The organism is Nocardia caishijiensis NBRC 108228 (genome assembly GCF_001612825.1).
Taxonomy (GTDB): Bacteria; Actinomycetota; Actinomycetes; order Mycobacteriales; family Mycobacteriaceae; genus Nocardia; species Nocardia caishijiensis.
Window position 1 is genome coordinate 550,334 of the sequence record NZ_BDBE01000030.1, and the last position, 21,343, is coordinate 571,676.

Here is a 21,343-nt window from a genome sequence, read left to right on the forward strand (position 1 = left end):
CCCGCGAGCGGGCGAACTCAGTGTCGCGCCGCAGCAGGACCGCGCCACAGTCCGTCAGTGCCAAAGCTCTGACGTCCAGTGCCAAACTCCGCCCATCGGAAGCAGCGTCAACACGCACCCGTGCGAGGAATCCGCGCGAGGTAACGTCGCCATTCCTCGTCATCGATCGTCGCGGTACCCGAGTCGCAGATGCTGTGGGCCGCCGCGTCCGGGTCCGTCGCCCACACCGACAACGTGCCGCTGCGTTCCGCGAAACCGCTGACCGCCACGAACCGACTGTCCTCGGTGAAGCTCACCCCGAGTTCCCGGCCACCGCCCGAGTCGAGCACCGCGTGCACAGTGGGGTTTCCGCGATCGGTGACACGCCATAGCTGGATGATGCCACTTTTCGAGCCCGTGCTCGCCAACAGCGAGCCGTCTGGACTGAACGCGAGCGACCGAACAGCGTCCCACTGGCTGGGACCGGTCAGCCGTACCCCGAGGTCGCGCGGCACCGACGGATCGGTGGTGTCGAACAGCGCGATCCGGGCGCCACCGGTGACCGCCAGAAGCCCGGTACTACCCGAGAACGCGACCGCTGCAGCGTGGTCGGAGATCGACAACGTCGCGAGCTGTGGCAATGTCCCTCGGCGCCCGGTGTCGAAGAGATGCACGACTCCGCTGGCTGTACCGACCGCGAGCAGACCGCGGGGATCGAAGGCCAAGGTCGTGGTCGACACCGGCATGGGCAGGCTTGCGGCGGCGTACGGTCGGGGCGCGCGCGGATCGCTGATGTCCCAGACGCCGATCGATGATTGCCCGAGAAGAACCGCCAGAAGCCTTCCGTCAGCGCTGATCCGGAACGACCCGACAGCGTTGCGGGATATCGCCGTCGACATCCTCGAATACACCTGCGGATGAACAGAGTCACTCGTATCGACCAACTCCATGTTGCCCCAGCCGTCGCGTGTCACGGCCAGTGCCTCCGTCGAGAACTCGACACTGCGCAACACCACGCCCGGCGATCGCCGCAGCCAATCCATCCCGGTCGCGCTGTGCGGCGGCAACACCGGAATACTGCCCGAGATCGCCGGATTCTGATAGTAGTCGCCGGGTATGCCGCGCTGAATCGGCCGTTGTGTCGGCCACAAGCGCAGATAGCCGTCGGCTGCCCCTGTCGCCACGAAGGAATCGGCGGCGGTGAACGAGATCGCGTCCACATCCACCGGTGCGCGCAGCACCATCGGTTCCGAGGTGTCGGCGAGGCGCCACACCCTGGTCGACCGGTCACTGCCCGCCCCGGCCAGTCGCCGCCCGTCCGAGGAGAAGGCGAGGCCGCGCACTCTGTTGTCGTTGTCACCCGCGCCGACCAGGCGGGTGGATTCCCACTCCCCGGCCCGACGGTCGATGATCTCGACCCCCGCGACCTGGCTGGAAATGGCCAGCAGGTCGGCGTGCGGGGCGAAAGTCACGGCGAGGATCCATTCGCCTTCGAACGGCTGGGGTGCGCGGTCGAGAAGCACCGGTGGCTGTGCCGTGTTCGCGTCGACGTCCCAGACCCGCAGGCCGCCGCGATGACCGCCTGCCGCAAGGCTTTTCCCGTCATGGTTGTAGGAGACCTCGAGGTAGGCGATCTGGAGCGGGAGGGCGGTTTCGGTCACCGGGCGGCGCCGATCGGTGACATCCCATCGGAGTACACCCATCTGCGTGAATTGGTCCCCTTTCAAACCGGCGGCCAGATGTCTGCTGTCGGGGCTGAATCCGAGGCTTTCCACCCGGCCGTCGCTCAGGTCGGCGAGTTTCGATATCCGTCCCGGATCCGCGATGTCCCAGAGTTCGAGACCCCGAGCGCCCGCCACCGCGACCGTCTTCTCGTCGGGGCTCAGCGCGATGTCACCACTGACGGCATAGCCGACGTCGAATTCCGCGACCTTCTCCGGCCCGGCGCCGGTGACTCTGATCAGCGTGACGACACCGCGCGAACCAGCGGTGACCACCAGCGAACCCGTCTGGTTCGACGCGATGAGCAACCTGCCCGGGTCGGCGCGCACCCGGATCGGCGCGTCGAGTGCCGTGGTTTCGAGCAATCGCGAACGTGTGTCGACGGTGTCGTCGGTGCGGTAGGCCGCCACCGCGAGCTGTTGCGCCAAGGCCGAATCGGTGTGCTGCAGCCCGGCGGCCGCAGCGGCCATCATCTGGGCCTGGGAGGCGGTTCGCTCGGCGCGCAGCCGTGATTCGGCGGCCCAGGCCTCGATGCCCGCGAAGACCGTCGATGCCGCCAAGGCGACGACCAGGGCCACGGTCGCGTACAGGCGGCGATTCACTTTCGAGCGTGCCTCGCGGATGGCCTCGCCGACCGTCGCGGCTGGCCGCAGACCGGGGTATCGTTCTTCGCCTTGACGACCGGCTTCCTCGTAGGCATCGGCCGCGACCACGACCCGCATCCGCCGTTCGCGCGCGGCCGCGACTTTGGCCGGATAGCCGCGCACCACCGTCAGGTCGCGACCCGACAAACCGGCGCTGACAACACAGTTCGGGTCGATTCGCCATGGGCGCAGCGAACGGAAACGGCGGCGGCGCGGTGCGAGATCGTCGAGTGCCACCGCGAGCGCGGCCGCCAGCGAGCCACCGCGCACCCCGTTGGCGGGCGCACCGTTGTCGAGCTCGATCGACCAGACCACACACGACCCAGTGCGCTCGAGTGACGAGACCGCCCAGGCAGCGGCCAGACCGTCGGTGAAGGCGGCGTCGGTGTGCAGGAAATGCATGCGCGCGGGATCGGGATGTAGTCCGCTCGGGCCGTCGGCGAGCAGCTCGAGCCGGAGTGTGCCGATCTCTCCGACATGCCCGTCTGCCAAGAAGGTGGAGAACGCGACCCGGATGCGGGATTCGGCCAGCCGTGCGGGACGCCGCCCACCGAGTTCCAGCACCATCAGCACTGCGTAGCCGCGCGCGGGGGATTCGCCCCGACGCAACAGCTCGAGTACCACCTCGGTCGATCGCCCCGGGTCTGCGGTGGCCGGGGTGCCCGCCCCCATCAGCAACGAGCCGACCGACGACAGCCCGGCCCGATCGGTGTGTGCGAGGAACTCACCGCACGCGGTGTGGATCTCGGCGGCACCGGTCAGCCCACGGGCGAGCGCGGCCAGCGCTCGCGCCGCGGAGTATTCCGGGTTGGCGACCCCGTTCGCCGCTGTCGGCTCGGGTTCGTCGGCCAGCAGGTCGTCGGGGTCGTCGAGGACGGCGGCCGGTTCGGTCTCCGCCCAGCTCGATCGCGACTGCTCGATGAGAACACGAGCCTCCCGGCTGCCGTCGGCGAGTAGGGCACCCGCGGACCCCGACCCGACACTGCTACGGCACAGTGCCAGCCAGTGCTGGGACGCACCGGTCAGCTGCCGCAGGAACTGTTCGTCGGATGTCGTGCTCGAACGCACTCAGACCCCCTTTTCGAGCATCACACCGTCATCCTGGCAGTCGCCGCGCTACAACGGTTTTCGTCCCAGCCCGGCCAGTACCGCCGCGCGCACCGGATGTTCGGTCGGCAGTGCGCGGGCGACTCGTCGCCACGCGTTCCGCCCGGCCGTCGTCGACGCGCGGACCGCGTGTTCGACCGAGACCGCCGCCTCCTCGGTGAGCGCGGCGGCACGGCCGACCGTGATCTCCAGGTCGTCGTTCATCCGCAACAGCGGCGTGATGATCTGGCCACCGAATGTGCCGTCGTCACCGCGATGGATGAGGACGAGGAACTGCGGTGAGTCCGTGGCGGCGGACAGTCGGATGACGAGGACGTCGTCGGCCGAGAGCACCGAACCGTCGCTGGTGACCACTACTTGCGTCTCCCGCCCGTCGGTGGTCGACCGGGTGATCTCGATTCCGAATTGTTCGTCGCCGACATGCTGCACGGGCGACCTCGCCGCGGTCGCGGCGGCGCGAATCTCCGAACGCCAGCCGGGGATCGAGCGACGGTATCCGCTCAGCGACACGGCCTCCGCCTCCGCCGACGACCTCGACAGCGCCCGCAGGGCGCCCGCGACAACGCGTCCGGCGGCCGCGTCGACCTCCGGATCGTCGATCGACTCGAGCGCGGTAGTGACGGAATCGACCGTCGTTGGCCAGGAATGGCGGTCGACAGCTCTCTCTCGTGCCATCACAGGACTCCCATCTGGTCGACATCGTTCTGAAGCAGTTCTCTGAGTCGTCGCGTTCCCGCGCTGCGCAACCGTTTCACCTTCGACACGTGCACACCGAGGATGTCGGCGACTTCGCGCGTGGTGCGCAAGTCGAAGCCGTGCTCATCCATCGCGAAGGTCGCGCGCAGCACCGCTCGCTCCGCTGCGTCGGGCAACTCCGCCAACGCCTCTTCGAGCCGATCCCTGGTGACGAGGTCGTCCACGAAATCGGTGCCCGCGGCCGCCGTGTTCCCCTGTTCGCCGACCTCGTCGAGCGAGCTGAGCAGACGCTCGTCGTTCTTCTGCCTGGTCCGGCTCGCACGTGATTCCTGGATCTTCCACCTCGTCCGTCGCAGCAGGTAGGCGCGCCAGGCGGTGAGCCGGAATTCCGGGATCCCCTTGTCGAACAGGGAGACCAACACCTCCTGCGCCAGATCCTCGTAGGTCTGATAAGCGGACGGGTCGGACTTGCGCAGCTCGTACCTCGCGGTGACGACCAGATACCGCGCGACCTCGACCAGCGATTCGCCGACCACGTACTCCATCACGGCGAGCCGGTCGGACTCGGGCACTTCCGACAGTGTTCGGCCGAGCCACTTCTCCAGTCCCTTGTCGTCTTCGGTCATGCCACCCAGCCCTCCGGCATTCTCGCTATGCCACCTCGATGGTGCGGTCGCCACTAGAGAAGCGAAGCGAGGCTCCGGTGGTTCGCCACTCACCCGAAAGGGCAGGCTTCGACGAACGCGCGGCCGGGCAGGGTGTGTGACCACTCCGGTCGGGTGATCGGCGCGGTGCCGGAGGCACAGATGCGGGCCGCTTCGGTGGCGGCGTCCGTGCGCCAGCGGCGCACCGTGCCGTCGGTGGCGGATTCGACGAGTACGGTTCCGGCGCCCGCGAAGGCGAGCATCGTTTTCTGCCAGTGTCTCGCGCGGCGGTCGAGGGTGGCGTAGACGGTGGGGGCCGCGGGGTCGGTGTAGTCCCAGAGGTCGATGCGACCGTGGGTGCGGTCGTCGACGGCGAGTCGCGTGCCCGTGTGGTCGAAGGCGACCGAACCGACCGGGCCACGCGCGGTGACGGGGATCGGCAGGGGCCGGGGGCCGCCTGGTTCGCCGAGACGGTAGACGAAGGCTCCGGCGCGGGTTCCGACGGCAAGGGTGTCGTGTGCGGTGACGGCCAGCGACATGTCCTGCCCGGCGGTCGGCAGCCCGGACAGTTCGGCGACGGACGGGGTGCCGTGAGCACGCAGGTCGAAGACCGTGACGTGCCCGGTGCGGTGACTGCCGACGGCCAGCCGGGAGCCGTCGGGGCTGAGGGCGAGGGCGGTCGGATAGCCGTGCCCGAATCGCAGCGTCGACCGCAGCTCGGGGCCACCGGGCCGGGTCAAATCCCACAGTTCCACCGAGGATGTCAGGCCACGCCCGACCGCCAGGGTGCCGTCCGGGGCGAAGACGACACCTCGGGTGTCGACCAGGCTCTGGTCGATCGGCCGACCGAACGGCGTCGGAGTGGATTCGCTGAGATCCCAGACCTGGATTCCGCGTTCGTTCAGGGTGGCGGCTCGCGTCCCGTCCGGCCCGATCACGACCGTGTCGAACAAGCCTGACGGGTCACCGTCCGCCAGGTTGTCGAGAGCGCCCGCTCTCGACAGCGCGCGAAGACGCGGCAGCAGCGCATCGGGCAGCACGCCAGGCGAAGGCACTGATCGGTCCTGGGGAAGTCTGAACAGCGTGCGCTGTCCGAGTTCGGCGGACGGGCTCGCGAGGTCGAAAACATGGACCGCACCGTCGAATCCGGAGGTCACCAGTGCGCGTCCGCCACGGAACACCTCGGTCCGCGCCACCGATCCTCCGGGAAATCGGGCGAGCACCGCACCGGTGTCGAGATCGAGCAGCCGCGCACGGGCATCACCACCGACCGCCACTGCCGCGCGCCCGTCGCCGACCAGCGCGACATCGAAGTACTCGTTGGCACCGCGCGCTGTGCCAGGGAGCGGTTCCGGCCGGGTGAGGTCGGCACCGATGCGCCATCGCGCGATCTCACCGGGGTTGAGTCCCACCGCGAGCATGTCGCCGTCGAAGTCGACCGACCTGATCTCGGCGCCACCCGACCGGTCGACGCGCACGTCGAAAGCGGGGCGGTGCGGATCCGCTGTGTGCCAACCCCGTACAGTCGTCGTCCACGTCCCGCCGACGATCCGGGCACCGGCCGCCACGAGGACCCGATCGTGCACCGCCACGAACGCGTGGTTTCCGGGAACCGTCACCGCGGGCAGTGGTACCGGGTGCGCGGGGTCGGCGCCCAAGCGCCAGGACAGCACCGTTCCCCCGTGGGTACCGATCGCCAGCAGGTCGCTGCCCGGGGCGAACGCCAGCGACCAGGGCAGATGCTCGGCAAGCGCGAATTCGGTTGTGCGCGACGGGTTCTCGGCGATATCCCACAGCAGGACCGACCGTTCACCGGCGACCGCGAGCCAGCGCTGGTCCGTACTGACGGCCAGGGCTCGCACCGGACCGGTCATCGCCGGGAACGGCGGCATTCTGGTCACCCCGGCATCACCGACGCGCACGAGCTGCACGAAGCCGTCGTCACCACCGATCGCGATCAGGTCGCCGCCCAGGCTCGTCGCCAGGCGCGGCGCGTCGGCACCAGCGGATACCTTGTCGCCGGTGGTACCGGGCCGGATCCGGATCGGTGTGCCGAGAGCCGAGAATTCCAGCAGTGCCGAGCGGGCGTCGACCGTGTCGCTCGTGCGCACCGCGGCCACGGCGACCAGTTGCGCCAGCGCGGGGTCGAAGTCGGCGCCACCACGGGCAACACCAGCGAACAAGCGTGAATTCGATTCGGCTCTGGCAGCGGCGTTCTCGGCCCGAACACCGTTCAGGCCGGTCACCGAGACCACGGCCGACAGCACGGCGAGCATTCCGGCGACGGAGACGAGCCACAGCGCCAGGTTCGGTCGGCTGCGGGTCCGCGACACCGCTTCGGAGACCGTGGCGGCCGCCGCGACCCGGTCGAGGTAGTCCTCGGGCGCCTGTCGCCGCGCCTCGTCGAAACCGGTTTCGGCGACCACCACCCGCAGCGAGGCCCGTTGCGCGGCAGCGAGTTTGCCCGCATATCCACCGACCGTGGTCAGCTCCGTGTTCGACAGTCCCGCCGTCACCGCGCAGGCCGGGTCGAGCCGACGCACCCGCAGCCACCGCACCATCTGGTGGCGCGGTGCCAGGTCGTCGAGCGCGACGGCCATCGCGGCCGCCATCGACGCACCGTTGATGTCGTTCTCGGGCGCGCGCCCCACACCGGTCACCGACCACAGCACGCAGGCGTTCGTCGCGGCCGGTCTACTGACCTCCCACGCCCGTGCGAGACTGTCGGTGAAATCGCGATCCGCCTGCAGGAACGACATGGCGGACGGGTCCGGGTGCAGTCCGCTCGGCCCCTCGCGCAGCTGCTCCAACCGCAGCACGCCGACTCGTCCGGCACCCCCGATGTCGACGAACAGCACGCTCACCCGAGTGGTCCGCACTGTCGGCGGGCGTCGTCCGGCCAGCTCCAGCGCCGTGAGGATGGCGTAACCACGCGACGGTCTGCCGCCCTGGCCGAGCAGATGCAGCACCATCTCGGCCACGGGGTCCTCGCCGCCGGTGATCGGACCGGCGGGCAGCAATTGCGTACCGGCCGAATGCAATCCGGCCCGTTCGGTGTGCCGCAGAAAGACCTCGCACGCGGCGGCGATGTCGAGAGCGCCGGTCAGAGCTCGGGCGAGGGCGGCCAGCGCGTGCGCCGCCGACACATCGGCGGTGACGCGCTCGCCCTCGAGGTCGGGGTTCTCGGATTCCTCCTCCAGCGGATCGTCGTCGGCGTCGAGACGTTTCCACCGCGCGAGCGAATGCCGAGCCAGCACACCGGTTTCGCGCCGCAGCTCGAGCAGCCCGCGTGTGGCGTCCGGCCCGTGGGCGACCGCGGCACGACACAACGCCAGCCACCGCTGGGGCGCCCCGGTGAGCTCGGACAACAGCGCGTCGTCGCGCTGGAACTCCGACGTCCCGCTCACCTGACTCCCTCGGCGGCCCGGGGACGGACGCTGCTCACCGCGGCCGGATAAACTCGACACCGACGCGTATCAACGACCTTCCCGGGGGAACCATCTTGTCGGAATCACTCCTTGTCGGTGCTGCGCTGTCCAGTCTCACGGTCGCCGCCCTGCTCACCGCCGGGTGCACCACCGGAAACAGCTCGGCCACCCCCGTGGCCGGTGCCAACACTCCCACATCGGCGCCGACGCCACCACTGCTGTCGGCGGCCGAGGTCGAGCAGTTGCTCGGGCGGATGCTCGACCCGCGAATTCCGAACTCCGAGAAGCTCGGCCACGTGCAGGACATCGCCGACGATCCGGGTCTGCCCAATCGCATCGCCGAGGCCCCGGGCCGCAACAACGCGACGGTCACCGTCAGCATCGCGGCGACCCGACTCGGCGCACCCGGCATGCTGGCCGAGGGCACCGGGACGATGAACACCACGACCAGTCCACTGATCGTGCCGTTCGTCGCCGAGAACGGGATGTGGAAGATCCAGAAGGCCTGGTACTGCCAGATCGCGTTCTCGATGATGGTGTCCTCCCCCACCTGCCCGGCCTAGCTCAGGCGTCTCGGCGAACCGGTCGGGTGGGCAACGGCATCTGTAGAGGAGCCCGTTCCCTACCGCAGGAGGCTTCCGCTGTGACCAGCGTCGTTCGGTCGTTTCCTGGTGCGCCGCTCGGCGCGCGGGCGGTCTCGCATCGCAATTCTCATCGGGCACCGCGGCATCCGATACTGTCGCCGACGAAGTGGGGGCACGGGTTGACTTCTGGCACCGTGGACAGGTGGCTCGGCGCCGCCTGGAACGAGATCCCCTCGGCGCTGCGGCTCGCGGTGGTGGAACACATCTTCGGCGCCGACCTGGTCACCATGTCGGCCTACGCGGCGGCCAAGGCACGCTATGTGGTGGAGCGGGTCGACCCCGACATGCGTTCGGACTTCGAGGACGTCGCCCAGGACACCATGGTCGCGTTGACGGCGACACTGCCGACCGAACGCATCCGGCACTGGAAGACCCATGTTCTCCAGCAACTCCAGTGGCAGGTGCTGCAGAACAGGCGGCGCCGCACGGCCGACAAGCGGCACCCGGGCCACCGTGTCGACTACGAATCCACCGTGCTCTTCGTCGAGGACCGCACACAGGCCGACGGTGCGGACCGGCTGGCCGATCGCACCGCACTCCAGGGCGCACTCGACGCGATCCCCCATTCCGAGATCGCCGCGGTTCTGCGCGCGACATTCGTGCTCGCCCCCGACGGCACCTACACCGACGTGCAGACCACCAAGGAGGTCGCCGAGGACCTCGATTTCAGCCAGGAGAAGGTGAAACGGCTGCGCGCGACGGGGACGAAGATGTTGCGCGAAGCCCTGCGCGCCCAGCTCGACGCCCGCGATCCGCACACCGAGGAGGCGTCGTGACGGCGCGCAATCAACGACCGGACCGGCTGAACCTGCCTGCCGACATCGACGTGCTGCTCGCGCTCGTCGAGGACGACGTCGAACCCGACGCCGAGGCGGCCGCCGCCGGTGCCCGCATCGCGCAGCGCCTGCTGGCAGCGGAACACAGCGCGATCCCGCTGTCACCGGCCGCCCGACGCGGGGTGATGCGAGTGCCCGGATGGACGGTGCGCCCCCTGGCCGCCTCGTCCCGGGACGCGGCGGCATCGAGCCGGGTAGTCCAGAAGCAGACTGACCAGGAGCTCGGCATCGAATTCACGCGTACCCCCGCCGGTGCCGAGCAGACCCGGATCTCGGTGCAGTCGTTCGGACCCGGCACGGCCGCCGGTGACGTGGTTCGGGTCGCGGTGCACATGGGCGAGGAACGCACCGAGGTTCTCGTCGTCCTGTACATCGATGCCGATGGATCCCTGACCGGTCAGATCGTCACTCGCGCACTCTCGTTGGCGGAACATCTGGAGATCTCCATCCTGCCGGGCGCCGCGCTGGGGAATTCGCACACCGGGGCGATCACCGACGCTGTGCGGTGCTCGTTGACGGCGGGAAGGAACGCGTGGCGGCGAGTCGCGAAGGGGCTGCCGGTCGGCGACCCGGTTCGCGCGGCGATTGTCACCGGATTGAGCTGACGGCGTCGCCGAGCAGCACTCGCCCGGCAGTGCACCGTGGGTGAGGAGACCCCCCAGCGATCTCCTCACCCACGGCACGAGACGCGTCGGGCCGAGGCGACGACTGGTCTCGCCATCACTGATGCAATACGGCCACCGATCGGTTCGCCGGGGCGGGGCGACATTTCGGCACAACTTTCGCGGGCGCCCGCACCCGACGAACCGATCGCGCCACGGATCGCATCGGTAGCGGTGGTAGGCGAACGATCTCGGGGGCCGCAGGATGACGAGTGATGCTGATCGACGGCTGGAAATGGCTGCGACGGCGGTCTTTACGCTGGGCTCCTACGCTCGTATCCGGCTCGACTCGCTCGCCGCATCCGCGACCGCTCGGGCATGCCTCCAGCGCAGGGAAACGGAGGCGGCGCATACACGCCGGATCGCGGCCGCACACGTGGTCGCCGATGCGCTGGTGCGTGAGCGTTGCGTCCGCGCGCGGGCGGCGGTGGCGGAGGGAGCGGTCGGATCGCCGTTCGACGGCTGTTCGGTTCAGGTGGGCGAACTGTCGTTCGGCGCCGGTGATGTCGTCCCGGTAGTCTTCCCGCTGATCGGCCGGGGGAATCTGGTGATCTCGGGTGGCGCACCCGAGGTCGTCGCGGAACTCTTCACGGCCGTCGTGGACCGGGTCGAGGCGATCGTGCCGTCGCTGGATACGCATCGCTTCGACCCAGCGGGGCGGGGGCATCGGGAGGTGTCGCGGACCCCGGAGCGATTCGCGGAAGTGGTGCGTACGCTTGCCCGGTCGCGTACGACGCGAGCCGACATCCCCCGGCTGCTGGTCGTGCTCGACTACCCGCGAGGACTGGCCGACGAGACCGTGGTCGCGCTCGGTGAACTGATGAGGACGGGACCCGAGCACGGTGTGAGTGTCGTGCTCCACCATGACCCGGACCTTCTCGGTTCGATCGACGGACTCGCGCCCGCACTACCCCTGCGCGGGTACGGTGGCGACTTCCTCTGGCAAGCCTGCCCACCGGGACGAGTTCGCCTCGATCCGGCGACTGTGTCCGCGTCGATGACGCCGTCACCCCACCGTTACGACGAGTACCTGAGCGAACTCACCGAGATCGTGCGGATTTCACGCACACGTGACGACGAGATCACCGCCGCGGAGCACCAACTGCAAACCGGCACCGCCGCTCTCGCCCGCCACCTGCTCGAGGTGGACGACCGGGAACGCGACCATCGGTCGGTCCTCGAGGCGCAGGAGCGCTCGGCCGGTCGACTCCTGCTCGCCGCACGGCGCGCCGACCTGATCCGCGTCGCCGAACCGACCCGGCCGACGCCCCTGCTGTCGATCGAGGAGCTCCTGCGCGCCCAGGAGATGGCAGTGCACGAACTGCGCCGTCAGGTCGAGGCCGTACCGACAGCCGACAGGACCGGACGGGAGCGAGTTCCCGACGAACGTGCCGGAAGCACGTCGATCTAGGGCCGCGTCCCGGCGGCGGGCTCGCCGCTCAGCGCGGTCAAGTCCTCGGCCACGGCGTCCCACAGCGCGCCGTACTCGGGCACAAGGGCACGAACGTGCGCGAGCGTCGGGTAGTCGTTCGGGTCGAACGCCAGATGCCCGGGGCGGCCGCCCGGCATGGCGGTGTCGGGCCAGCGGCGGGCCGGGGTGCTCGACGTGGAGTCGTCGAGGAACAAGATCTGCGCCTGTCCCTGTGCGCCGATCTTCCACACGGCGCGTGTCGACGCGGAAATGGTCACGGGCATGAAGTCCTCCGATGGCCATGGATACCGACAACGGAATCGTAGGACAGCCAACGCGTTTCACGGAGTGTCGCGCCACGCAGCGACGCCCCATCGCACCGACCCGGCCGAACCGCATCCGACCATTTCTAGAACACGTTATAGTTCCCGGATGCGGCCGGACGACCCCGCCGCACGAAAGGTGGTACCGGTGCGGACCTGGGACGATGAAGCCGATGTCGTCGTTGTCGGATACGGGGGCGCGGGCGTCACCGCCGCGCTCACCGCTCGCGAACACGGTGCCGACGTCCTCGCACTCGACCGATACCTCGGCGGCGGCGCGACCGAGTTGTCCGGGGGCATCATCTACGCCGGGGCGGGCACCTGGGTACAGCGCGCCGCCGGAATCGACGACGACGCCGACAACATGTTCGCCTACCTGCGGGCCGAAGTCGGTGATGCCGTGAGCCCGGAAACGCTGCGCCGCTTCTGCGAGGAGTCCCCCGCGCTGATCGACTGGCTCACCGAACACGGTGTGCCGTTCGAGGCGTCGGTGTGCCCGTACAAGACCTCCTACCCCACCGACGACTACTACCTCTACTACTCCGGCAGTGAGAATGCCGGTGGCTATCGCGACATCGCGAAACCTCGTCAGCGTGGGCACCGAGCCCACGGGCCCGGCGTCTCCGGCAAGGCGGTGTTCCGTCCACTGGCCAGGTCGGCCGCCGCGCGCGGGGTCCGCGTCCGAACCGGGACCACGGCGAACCGGCTGGTGGTCGAGGACGGCCGGGTGACCGGCGTCGAGGCCGTCACCCTCGATGGCGCGCCCGTAGCCGTACGTCGCCGTTTCGCGGTTCTGGCACGGATTTCGTCGAAACCCGGTGTCTATCATCAGGGCCTGCGCCGGGCGGTGCAAGTGTCGATCGACCGGATCGAGCGCAAACACGGTGTGCCGGTGCGTATTCGGGCGCGATCCGGCGTCGTCCTCACCACCGGCGGATTCATCGCCAACGCGGCGATGGTCGCCGAGCACAACCCCGAGTACCCCTGGTCGCAGGGTCTGCCGCTGGGGTCGGCCGGTGACGACGGCAGCGGCATCACGATGGCCGAGGCGCTCGGCGCGGCCACCGGGAAGATGGACGCGATGTCGGCGTGGCGTTTCATCGGCCCACCCAGCGCCTTCTACGGCGCGATCGCGGTGGACACCGACGGCAGGCGCATGATCGACGAATCCAGCTACGGCGCGGCGCTGGGCGCCGCTGTCGCCACCGCGCCGGGCCACCGCGCCTGGCTGCTCGTCGACGCCGAGGTCGCCGCCGAGGCCCGTGCTCAGATCCCGCGCCAGTCCGTGTGGTTCCAGCGCATGCAGACCGAACGACTGCTCCGATTCGGACGCAGCACAGGCCGCACTGTCGAAGAGGCCGCCACCCGCGCGGGTGTCGACCCCGCAGGCCTGCGTGCCACCGTGGACGCCCACAACCAGGCCATCGAACACGGCACCCCCGACCCTCTGGGCAAACCCGACGACATCCGCCGCCCGATCCGCACCGGACCCTACGCCCTCCTCGACATCTCCTTCGCCGCCCGCCTCACCTATCCGATGCCGATGCTCACCCTCGGCGGCCTCCTCGTCGACGAGCAGACCGGTGCGGTCCGCACCGAAACCGGCGACACCATCCCCGGCCTCTACGCCGCCGGTCGCGCGGCGGTCGGCATCTGCTCCAACGGCTACGTCAGCGGCCTGTCCCTGGCCGATTGCGTGTTCGCCGGTCGACGCGCGGGAAGTCACAGCGTCCAGCAGGCCCAACAGACTCGCCCACACTCTCGTCCTGTCACCGACGAGCCTGAGCGTCCCGACCAGAATCGCGCGACAACCCGGTGATCAGCCCTCGATCGACACTTTCGTGAGCTCCTCGGAGACCCGCCGGAGCCGATCGGCGTTCTCGGGGCCGCGGAGGCGGGAACACTGGGGCCGCTGACCTGACACCACGGCGATCGGTGCTGCCGCGCACCGAATCGTGTTGCGCCAGCCGGCGACTCACGCTCCAGCTGGTCGACGGGGTTTCCCGCGTCCGGATAGTCGGCGAGACATGAAGCGAATTTGCGTCGATCTGTGTGAACTCGCGATGGCTGGGCATTCGGCCGCTGACTGGACGAATTCAACCTGAAGGAGGCAGCCAGTGAGCACCGTCATCGAAGCCGTCGACGTGCACGTGCCGGTAGCAACCGTCTACAACCAGTGGACCCAGTTCGAATCGTTCCCCCAGTTCATGCACGGGGTGGATCGCATCGAACAGCTCGACGACACCCACACCCGCTGGACCGTCGACATCGCCGGTGTCACCCGGACGTTCGACGCCACCATCACCGAGCAGCATCCCGAGGAACGCATCGCCTGGAAGTCCGACGACGGCCCCCAGCATGCCGGGGTGGTCACCTTCCATCGGCTCGACGACGCCACCACGAGGGTCACCATGCAGATGGACGTCGACCCGGAGGGTTTCGTCGAGAACGTCGCCGACAAGACCGGTGTGCTCGATCGGCGGATCAAGGGCGACATGCGACGCTTCAAGGACTTCATCGAGGGCCGTGGATCGGAGACGGGGGCGTGGCGAGGCGACGTCGATCGTCCGCGTCCCTAGTCAGCGCGGCCGTGCTGATCGGGGACCGGTAATGAGCGAGCAGGAAGGCTGAGCGCCGTGCGGTGTGTAGTCTTCGGCGTGACCGGCTACATCGGCGGCCGGTTGGTGCCCGAGCTGATTCAGGCCGGTCATGAGGTTCGGGTCGTGGCGAGGACACCGGCGAAATTGGCCGAAGTGCCGTGGCTCGAGCAGGTCGAGGTGGTGCGGGGTGATGTCACCGACGGCGATCAGGTGCGTTGCGCCGTGGCCGATCAGGAGGTCGTCTACTACCTGGTGCACTCGTTGGCCCGCCGCGACTTCGCCGACGTCGACCGCGCGGGCGCGCAGCTCGTCGCGAGGGCCGCGAAGTCGGCGGGGGTGCGGCGAATCGTCTATCTCGGCGGGATCGTCCCACCACACGCCGAACTCTCGCGCCACCTGGCCTCCCGTGCCGAGGTCGGCGAGATCCTGCGCGCGTCCGGCGTGCCCACGGTGGAGTTGCGTGCGGCGGTGATCATCGGCTCGGGGTCGGCGAGTTTCGAGATGCTACGGTATCTGTCCGAACGCCTTCCCGCGATGGTCACCCCTCGGTGGGTGCACAACAGGATCCAGCCCATCGCCGTTCGCGATGTCCTGTACTACCTGGTACACGCGGCGGAGTTGCCCGCCGAGGTCAACCGTGCGTTCGATGTCGGCGGCCCCGACGTGCTGACGTACTTGACCATGATGCGCGAATACGCCGTCGTGGCCGGGCTGAATCATCGAGTCGTGCTGCCGGTTCCGGTGCTCACGCCGTGGCTGTCGGCGCAGTGGGTCAATCTGGTCACGCCGGTACCCCGGGCGCTGGCCGTGCCGCTCATCGAGTCCCTCGTCCACGAGGTCGTCCGCACCGAGCACGACATCGCCGCCTACATCCCGGACCCGCCCGAGGGCCTCACCCCGTACCGGTGCGCCGTGGAGCTGGCGCTGACCCGCATCCGCAACGCCGACGTGCCCACCCGCTGGTCCGATGCCAGCACCGAAGGCGCGCCGTCGGATCCGCTGCCCACCGATCCGGACTGGTCCGGCGGCTCCCTCTACGAGGACGTGCGCCAGCACCACACCTGGGCCGACCCGGACACCGTGTGGGCGGTGATCGAATCCATCGGCGGTGAGAACGGGTGGTATTCGTTCCCCCTGGCATGGTCGCTGCGCGGCTGGATCGACCGGATCACCGGCGGCGTCGGACTCCGTCGGGGACGCAAACACCCGCAACGCCTGCGCTCCGGCGAGTCGTTGGACTGGTGGCGTGTCGAGCACATCGACCGTCCACATCTGCTGCGCCTCCGCGCCGAAATGCGTCTGCCCGGCCTTGCCTGGCTCGAACTCGGGGTCGAACCCGCCCCACACGGCGGTTCCCGCTACCACCAACGCGCGATCTTTCAACCGCACGGTCTCGCCGGACACCTGTATTGGAAGGCGATCAGCCCCTTCCACAGCGCCGTGTTCGGCGGCATGGTCCGCAACATCACGAGCACGGCCGAACGCACGGTCGCCGATCGCACCTCGCCCTGAGGGTCGGCCGGTCGCCGCGTTCCGATCCTCTCAGCCTTCGGCCGGAGTCAGCGCGCGGGCGCGGCTGCCTCGTCGCGCCCACCACGCACGGGCCAACGCCGAACCGGCCACGCGACCGCGGCGCGCGTTGCCAACGGTCGCCCGCACGGTGAACACCGCGAATTCGCTCTCCTCGATGCGGTCGAGAATCTCGGAGTACAACACGGCCGCGGTGGCGACGCACGGTCGCGAGACCGGATGCAGCAACGCGATTCCGGCGTCCGCGTACCGATACCAGTCTCGGGCGATCGCGTGTTGCGCGGCCAGCGCCGAGCGCACCTTGGGGTCGGTCCGGCGATGCGTGCGGCACCACTGCAAGCGGGCGCGGTCGACACCGAAGGCGGCCAGCTCTTCGGCGGGCAGGTACACCCGGCCGCGATCGAGGTCTTCGGCGACATCACGAAGGAAGTTGGTGAGCTGGAACGCCTTTCCCAATGCCGCCGCGTAGGGCGCGGCCTCGGCGCGGGGTCCGACGGTGCCGAGTACCGGCAGTACCTGCAGGCCGATCACCGCTGCCGAACCGTGGATGTAGCGGTCGAGCGCGACCCGATCCGGGTAGTCGGTCACCGTCAGATCCATCCGCATCGAGTCGAGGAAGTCGTCGAACAGGACGTGCTCGATGCGGTATCTGGCAGCGGTGTCGGCAAGCGCGGCCAGGATCGGGTCGTCGCGGCGGGTACCGCGCAGGCCGTCGTGCAGCGCCTGCGCCACCGCGTCCAGTCGTGCCGCGGCGGGGGCGGTGTCGGCGGCGGTCGCGGGTTCGTCCACGATGTCGTCGGCCCACCGCGCGAACCCGTAGAGGGCGTGGACAGCGGGGCGTTGGGCGGGCGCGAGCAGCCGGGTCGCGAGGAAGAAGGTGCGGCCGTGACGGGCGTTGAGCTCCCGGCACCGCTGATAGGACTCGCGCAGCCCGGTGTCGCGGATTCCGGCGGCGTCGAGTTCGGTGCGCGTCATCGTCGTCCACCTTCGGTCGCGATGGTGGCCGAAGACCGCGAAGTGGTCACCGGCCCGGTGACCCGATCGGCGGCGAGACGCCCCGACAGCAGGGCCGTCGGCACCCCGACGCCGGGGACGGTGCCGCACCCGGCCAGCACCGCGTTGCTGACCCCGCGCGGCAGATTCGCCGGACGGAACGGTCCGGTTTGGGCGAAGGTGTGCGCGAGCGAGAACGGCGTACCGGCCAGCAGGCCCTGGCGTGCCCAATCGGCGGGGGTGTCCACATGGACGACCGTCGCGTCCTTCACGAAGCCCGGAACCAACCGGTCCTCGACGATCGCCGAGAGTTCCTCGCTGTACGCGGTGGCGCGGCGGTCCCAGTCCAGTTCCTTGCCGCGGTGGAGGTTGGGTACCGGAGCGAGCACGGTGAACAGGTCCTGCCCGCGCGGGGCGAGGCTGGGGTCGGTCGCGGTAGGCCGCGTCACCAGCAGCGACGGGTCCGTCATCAGTTCACCCCCGTTGATCAACTCGTCGAAGGTCTGCTTCCAGGCACCCCCGAAGACGAGGTTGTGATGCGCGGTCGGCGTCCCGGCCGGAAAGCCGACATGCATGACGACCGCGGACGGCGCGGGTCGCCAGCTGAGCGGACGGCGCGGAGAACGGTCGAGCAACTGGTAGGCGGTGGGCAGTTCGGTGGCCACAACCAGTGCGTCACAGGGGATTCGACGCCCACGATCGGTGAACACCGCCGTGATGCGGGAACCGTCGCGTTCCAGGTCGTCGACGGTCTCGTCGTAGCAGAACCGCACACCGGCATCGACGGCGGCGGCCGCAAGGGCGTCCGGAAGCGCGCGCATTCCGCCACGCGGAAAGTAGACCCCGCCCACGGTGTCCATGTAGGAGATCACCGCGTACAGCGCCAAGGCTCGCTGCGGTGCGACGCCCGCGTAGAGGGACTGGAAGGTGAACACCCGACGCAGCCGTTCGTCGGAAAGGAACGATCCGACCGCCCGGTCGAGGCGACGAAACCCGCCCAAGGCGATCAACCGCGCGAGCGCCGGAGTCAGCAGCGAGAACGGCGAGTCGACGTTCGCGGCGACGAAGCGGTCGAATTCGACGCGGTACAGCTCGCTCAACCAGGCGCGCAACCGGCGATACCCGACGACTTCCTCCGGTCCGGCGAACGCCAGAACCGATTCCTCCATCGCGGTGGCGTCGCTGTGGATGTCCAACGCACTGCCGTCGGCGAAGTGCGCGCGATAGGCGGGGATGACCGGCAACAGCTCCAGTCGGGAGTCGAGGCTGTCCCCGACCGCGGCCAGCGTGTCCTCGACGATGTCGGGCATGGTGAGTACCGATGGCCCGGTGTCCAGCAGCAGGCCCGCCACATCGCGCCGTCCGGCGCGCCCACCGGCGACCGAGTCGCGCTCGACCACCGTCACCCCGCGACCGCGCCCCGCCAGATGCAGCGCCGCTGCCAGGCCCGCCAGACCAGCCCCGACGACGACCACCTCATCGGTTCGTCCCGATATCGTTCGCATCTCTGCCTTTCAGTCAGTGGAACGGACGGTCAATAGGTACGTCGGGTGCACAACAGCGCCATGCGGTGCAGCGCGTCGGCCGCCGACGGTGCGAGATCTGCGCGGTCGACCAGTTGACGCGCATGTTCGACGCGGTCGTGGATCATCTGTTCGGCCCGCTCTCCCGCCCCGCTGTCGACGATCACGGCCTGCGCGAGGGCGACGCCCTGCTCATCGATCCGCTTCTCCCGCCACAGATCTCGCAGCCGGGCCCGGTCCGACGGCTCGGCGAGCTGGTCGGCCAGCGCGACGACTGTGGTCGCCTTGCGTTCTCGCACATCGTCACCGGAAGGCTTGCCGGTGGTCGAGGGGTCGCCGAAGACGCCGAGCAGATCGTCGCGGAGCTGGAACGCTTCGCCGATGAGTTCGCCGTATTCGCCCAGAACATCCAGCACGGTGTCGTCGCAGTCGGCCATCGCCGCACCGAGTTCGAGGGGTCGGCGCACGGTGTAGTTACCGGACTTGCGACGCGCGATGTCCATCACCGCGTTCAAGGTCGGCACTCGGTTCGCGTCGTTGGAGATATCCGCGAGCTGACCGACCGCCAGTTCGCTGCGCATCGCGTCGTAGCGTGGCCACGCGCGATCCAATGCCGAGGCGCCGACGCCACTTTCGCGCAACATCCGCTCGGCCCACACCAGGTACAGGTCGGCGATCAGGATCGCCGCGGATTCCCCGAATCGAGCCGCCGATCCCGACAGCCCCTGCTCGGTGTGCCACGCGGCCAGGCGCAGGTGCGCCGACTGGCGACCCCGGCGGACGCGGGACTCGTCCATCACATCGTCCTGCACGAGCGCGAACGCGTGCAGCAGCTCCAGACTGGCGGCCGCGCGCAGGGCGGGTTCGGACTCGCCGACGCCACCACACAACCACCCGAGGTAGCCGAACACCGACCGCACACACTTGCCGCCCGCGGCGAAGTCGACCATCAGCTGACCGGGCAGCCAGCACCCCGCCGGGTCCAATTCCGCGACACAGCGCGCACGCACGAATCCGTCGACGTGGTCGCGTATCGACCTCTGCGTCTGCGCCAGCCACTGTGCGAACCGCGTCGAGCCGTCGTCACCGGTGGAGAGTCCGCAAGGTCCCGCTGCGATCGCGGCTCGCTCTGCATTCACGCCTTGATTGTGACACCGTTCGACCCAAAATGCATCGTTTGTGCGTCGAATGTTCGTCTAGGAGGCGGCAGCGGTGATTCAGTGGGCGAGTTTGAGGCCGACGACGCCGGTCACGATCATCGTCAGGAACACGAGCTTGAAGATCGTCACCGACTCCTCCCCCGTGACCATGGCGAAGGCGACCGTGAGGACCGCGCCGATACCCACCCAGACCGCATAGGCGGTGCCCACCGGAAGTTCGCGCATCGCGAGCGCCAATCCGGCCATACTCGCCAGCAGCGCGGTGAAGAACAGCACCGACGGTCCGAGTCGGGTGAACCCTTCGGACTTGCCGAGCGCGGTCGCCCACACGGCTTCCAGGAATCCCGACACGACCAGCAGAATCCACGACATCGCAGCCCTCCTCGGGCCGTCTTGTCGCACTCCGGGTACGGCACCCCTCGTCCGGAAGCCCGCTCACCGGGCTCACTTCCACCCTGGCACGCCAGCTATCGAGCGGCAAGCGATGGTGGTTCGACTCACCGGCGGCGATCACCGCCCGTTCCGCAGGCCGACCATTCAGTAGCGGCGCAGCGGTGCGGCGTCGGGAATGTCGTCGTCGGGGTAGGCCGGTTCGCCGAGCGCGGCGGCGATCGCGTCCCGGTGCCCGTCGTAGAGGTGGGTGACGCCGAGTCGGGACAGCAGGGTATGCACCCGATCGGCCTCCCACTGCACCTTCTGTTCGTCCAGCCGATGCAGGTAGTAGCGGAACACGTCGAAGTCTTCGACGATGATGTCGGTCTTCTCGGGATGGGAGTGGACCTCCAGCGACGGAACGTCCTGGCCGGGCAGCAGCATCACCACCACCAGACCCCAGACGAAGCAGGGCCGCCGGGTGACGCCGGTGGCCCAGTTCTTCATGGCCAGGGAGTTCGTACGCACCTGACTGACGGGATCATGGTCGTAGCCGTTGCCGTAGAGGTCGGCGACCTCTCCGTCATCCAGCAGCCACGGCCCGTTCGGCGGAATGACCAGCGTCCCGTGCTGCACACTGCGAAATCCTTTGACCTCGACCGCGATACACCGTTGCCGGGTGAAGATCAACGCGTCGAGCTGGCGACTGTTCCCTCGGTACGGCACGTTGACGTTCATGAGCACCACGCCGGGCTGAGCGGGACTCCACTCGACCCATTCGGCGAACCGCTCTTCGGCGGGTGACAACTCCGAGTCCTGGTTGACCAACAGCAGCACAGCAACCTCCCCCGATCGACCGGCCCAGGTGTCGTCGGGCCGTGTCAGCTCGCCGATCTCTACCTCCATATCAGTGTCGCACGCACGATGTGCGCACCGAAGCCGTTCGCGCGCAAGCCATTCCGGCTCACCGCCCGGCCAGAGATACCGAGCGCCGTCTCGCCCGCCGACAATCGACAAGCCGGATCGCCGCACATCTTCCGCCGAGCGAAGGCGGCGTTCGATCCGACGG

The 21,343-nt window shown here is 69.0% G+C and carries 17 protein-coding genes and 1 riboswitch; of the genes, 7 read left to right on the top strand and 10 right to left on the bottom strand.

Annotation, left to right across the window (positions count from 1 at the left end):
• Nucleotides 1–107 precede the first annotated feature (107 nt).
• The 4 genes from NC7_RS15690 to NC7_RS15705 all read right to left on the bottom strand — a co-directional run bounded on the left by NC7_RS15690 (nt 108) and on the right by NC7_RS15705 (nt 8,199).
• Nucleotides 108–3,413, bottom strand: a complete 3,306-nt coding sequence (locus NC7_RS15690) for a WD40 repeat domain-containing protein (RefSeq protein ID WP_067983616.1) — start codon at nt 3,411–3,413, stop codon at nt 108–110.
• Nucleotides 3,414–3,461: 48 nt separating this feature from the next.
• Nucleotides 3,462–4,127 carry a hypothetical protein gene (locus tag NC7_RS15695; protein WP_067983618.1) on the bottom strand — a complete coding sequence of 222 codons (666 nt, stop codon included), beginning with the start codon at nt 4,125–4,127 and terminating at the stop codon, nt 3,462–3,464.
• On the bottom strand, nt 4,127–4,774 hold the full coding sequence (locus NC7_RS15700; RefSeq protein ID WP_067983620.1) for a sigma-70 family RNA polymerase sigma factor: 648 nt from the start codon (nt 4,772–4,774) through the stop codon (nt 4,127–4,129). Before NC7_RS15700 ends, NC7_RS15695 begins: the two co-directional genes overlap by 1 nt.
• Nucleotides 4,775–4,863: 89 nt before the next feature.
• Nucleotides 4,864–8,199 carry a WD40 repeat domain-containing protein gene (locus tag NC7_RS15705; protein WP_067983622.1) on the bottom strand — a complete coding sequence of 1,112 codons (3,336 nt, stop codon included), beginning with the start codon at nt 8,197–8,199 and terminating at the stop codon, nt 4,864–4,866.
• Between the two features lie 95 nt (nt 8,200–8,294).
• Between NC7_RS15705 and NC7_RS15710 the strand changes: the two genes are divergently transcribed.
• The 4 genes from NC7_RS15710 to NC7_RS15725 all read left to right on the top strand — a co-directional run bounded on the left by NC7_RS15710 (nt 8,295) and on the right by NC7_RS15725 (nt 11,773).
• The gene (locus NC7_RS15710; RefSeq protein ID WP_067983625.1) at nt 8,295–8,783 is read left to right on the top strand and encodes an MTB12 C-terminal domain-containing protein; all 489 of its coding nucleotides are present in this window, start codon (nt 8,295–8,297) and stop codon (nt 8,781–8,783) included.
• A gap of 200 nt (nt 8,784–8,983) precedes the next feature.
• Nucleotides 8,984–9,640, top strand: coding sequence for a sigma-70 RNA polymerase sigma factor region 4 domain-containing protein (locus NC7_RS15715; protein ID WP_157102022.1), 657 nt, complete (start codon nt 8,984–8,986; stop codon nt 9,638–9,640).
• The gene (locus NC7_RS15720; protein WP_067983629.1) at nt 9,637–10,305 is read left to right on the top strand and encodes a hypothetical protein; all 669 of its coding nucleotides are present in this window, start codon (nt 9,637–9,639) and stop codon (nt 10,303–10,305) included. The genes NC7_RS15715 and NC7_RS15720 overlap by 4 nt, the downstream gene beginning before the upstream one ends.
• Before the next feature lie 262 nt (nt 10,306–10,567).
• Complete coding sequence (locus NC7_RS15725) at nt 10,568–11,773, top strand: hypothetical protein (RefSeq protein WP_157102023.1); 1,206 nt, start codon at nt 10,568–10,570, stop codon at nt 11,771–11,773.
• Here the strand turns inward: NC7_RS15725 and NC7_RS15730 are convergent.
• A complete protein-coding gene (locus NC7_RS15730; RefSeq protein WP_067983633.1) occupies nt 11,770–12,057 on the bottom strand; it encodes a hypothetical protein in 288 nt (95 codons plus the stop codon). The two genes, NC7_RS15725 and NC7_RS15730, sit on opposite strands and share 4 nt — an antisense overlap.
• 148 nt (nt 12,058–12,205) lie before the next feature.
• On the opposite strand from NC7_RS15730, the gene NC7_RS15735 reads away from it, so the two are divergent.
• From NC7_RS15735 to NC7_RS15745, 3 genes are all read left to right on the top strand, one after another.
• Complete coding sequence (locus NC7_RS15735) at nt 12,206–13,915, top strand: FAD-binding protein (protein ID WP_084458514.1); 1,710 nt, start codon at nt 12,206–12,208, stop codon at nt 13,913–13,915.
• 298 nt (nt 13,916–14,213) lie between these two features.
• Entirely contained in the window at nt 14,214–14,675 is a 462-nt protein-coding gene (locus tag NC7_RS15740; RefSeq protein WP_067983635.1) for an SRPBCC family protein, read from the top strand.
• 48 nt (nt 14,676–14,723) lie between these two features.
• The gene (locus tag NC7_RS15745) at nt 14,724–16,208 is read left to right on the top strand and encodes an SDR family oxidoreductase (protein ID WP_201449892.1); all 1,485 of its coding nucleotides are present in this window, start codon (nt 14,724–14,726) and stop codon (nt 16,206–16,208) included.
• Nucleotides 16,209–16,238: 30 nt separating this feature from the next.
• On the opposite strand, the gene NC7_RS15750 is transcribed toward NC7_RS15745, so the two are convergent.
• From NC7_RS15750 to NC7_RS15770, 5 genes are all read right to left on the bottom strand, one after another.
• Complete coding sequence (locus tag NC7_RS15750) at nt 16,239–17,201, bottom strand: phytoene/squalene synthase family protein (RefSeq protein ID WP_067983639.1); 963 nt, start codon at nt 17,199–17,201, stop codon at nt 16,239–16,241.
• Nucleotides 17,198–18,724 (bottom strand): phytoene desaturase family protein, encoded by a 1,527-nt coding sequence (crtI, locus tag NC7_RS15755; RefSeq protein ID WP_067983641.1) that lies wholly within the window; start codon nt 18,722–18,724, stop codon nt 17,198–17,200. The genes NC7_RS15750 and crtI overlap by 4 nt, the downstream gene beginning before the upstream one ends.
• 29 nt (nt 18,725–18,753) lie before the next feature.
• On the bottom strand, nt 18,754–19,881 hold the full coding sequence (locus NC7_RS15760) for a polyprenyl synthetase family protein (protein ID WP_236573460.1): 1,128 nt from the start codon (nt 19,879–19,881) through the stop codon (nt 18,754–18,756).
• A gap of 78 nt (nt 19,882–19,959) precedes the next feature.
• Complete coding sequence (locus tag NC7_RS15765) at nt 19,960–20,274, bottom strand: DMT family transporter (protein WP_067983643.1); 315 nt, start codon at nt 20,272–20,274, stop codon at nt 19,960–19,962.
• A gap of 10 nt (nt 20,275–20,284) precedes the next feature.
• A riboswitch (guanidine-III (ykkC-III) riboswitch) is annotated at nt 20,285–20,351 on the bottom strand.
• Nucleotides 20,352–20,439: 88 nt separating this feature from the next.
• Nucleotides 20,440–21,180, bottom strand: coding sequence for a nuclease-related domain-containing protein (locus NC7_RS15770; RefSeq protein WP_067983645.1), 741 nt, complete (start codon nt 21,178–21,180; stop codon nt 20,440–20,442).
• Nucleotides 21,181–21,343: the final 163 nt, after the last annotated feature.

What these genes read in the sequence shown, in the direction of transcription:
- NC7_RS15695 (WP_067983618.1), bottom strand. Translation starts at nt 4,127, where the DNA reads ATGGCACGAGAGAGAGCTGTCGACCGCCATTCCTGGCCAACGACGGTC.
- NC7_RS15700 (WP_067983620.1), bottom strand. Translation starts at nt 4,774, where the DNA reads ATGACCGAAGACGACAAGGGACTGGAGAAGTGGCTCGGCCGAACACTG.
- NC7_RS15725 (WP_157102023.1), top strand. Translation starts at nt 10,568, where the DNA reads ATGACGAGTGATGCTGATCGACGGCTGGAAATGGCTGCGACGGCGGTC.
- NC7_RS15730 (WP_067983633.1), bottom strand. Translation starts at nt 12,057, where the DNA reads ATGCCCGTGACCATTTCCGCGTCGACACGCGCCGTGTGGAAGATCGGC.
- NC7_RS15735 (WP_084458514.1), top strand. Translation starts at nt 12,206, where the DNA reads ATGCGGCCGGACGACCCCGCCGCACGAAAGGTGGTACCGGTGCGGACC.
- NC7_RS15750 (WP_067983639.1), bottom strand. Translation starts at nt 17,201, where the DNA reads ATGACGCGCACCGAACTCGACGCCGCCGGAATCCGCGACACCGGGCTG.
- crtI (WP_067983641.1), bottom strand. Translation starts at nt 18,724, where the DNA reads ATGCGAACGATATCGGGACGAACCGATGAGGTGGTCGTCGTCGGGGCT.
- NC7_RS15765 (WP_067983643.1), bottom strand. Translation starts at nt 20,274, where the DNA reads ATGTCGTGGATTCTGCTGGTCGTGTCGGGATTCCTGGAAGCCGTGTGG.
- NC7_RS15770 (WP_067983645.1), bottom strand. Translation starts at nt 21,180, where the DNA reads ATGGAGGTAGAGATCGGCGAGCTGACACGGCCCGACGACACCTGGGCC.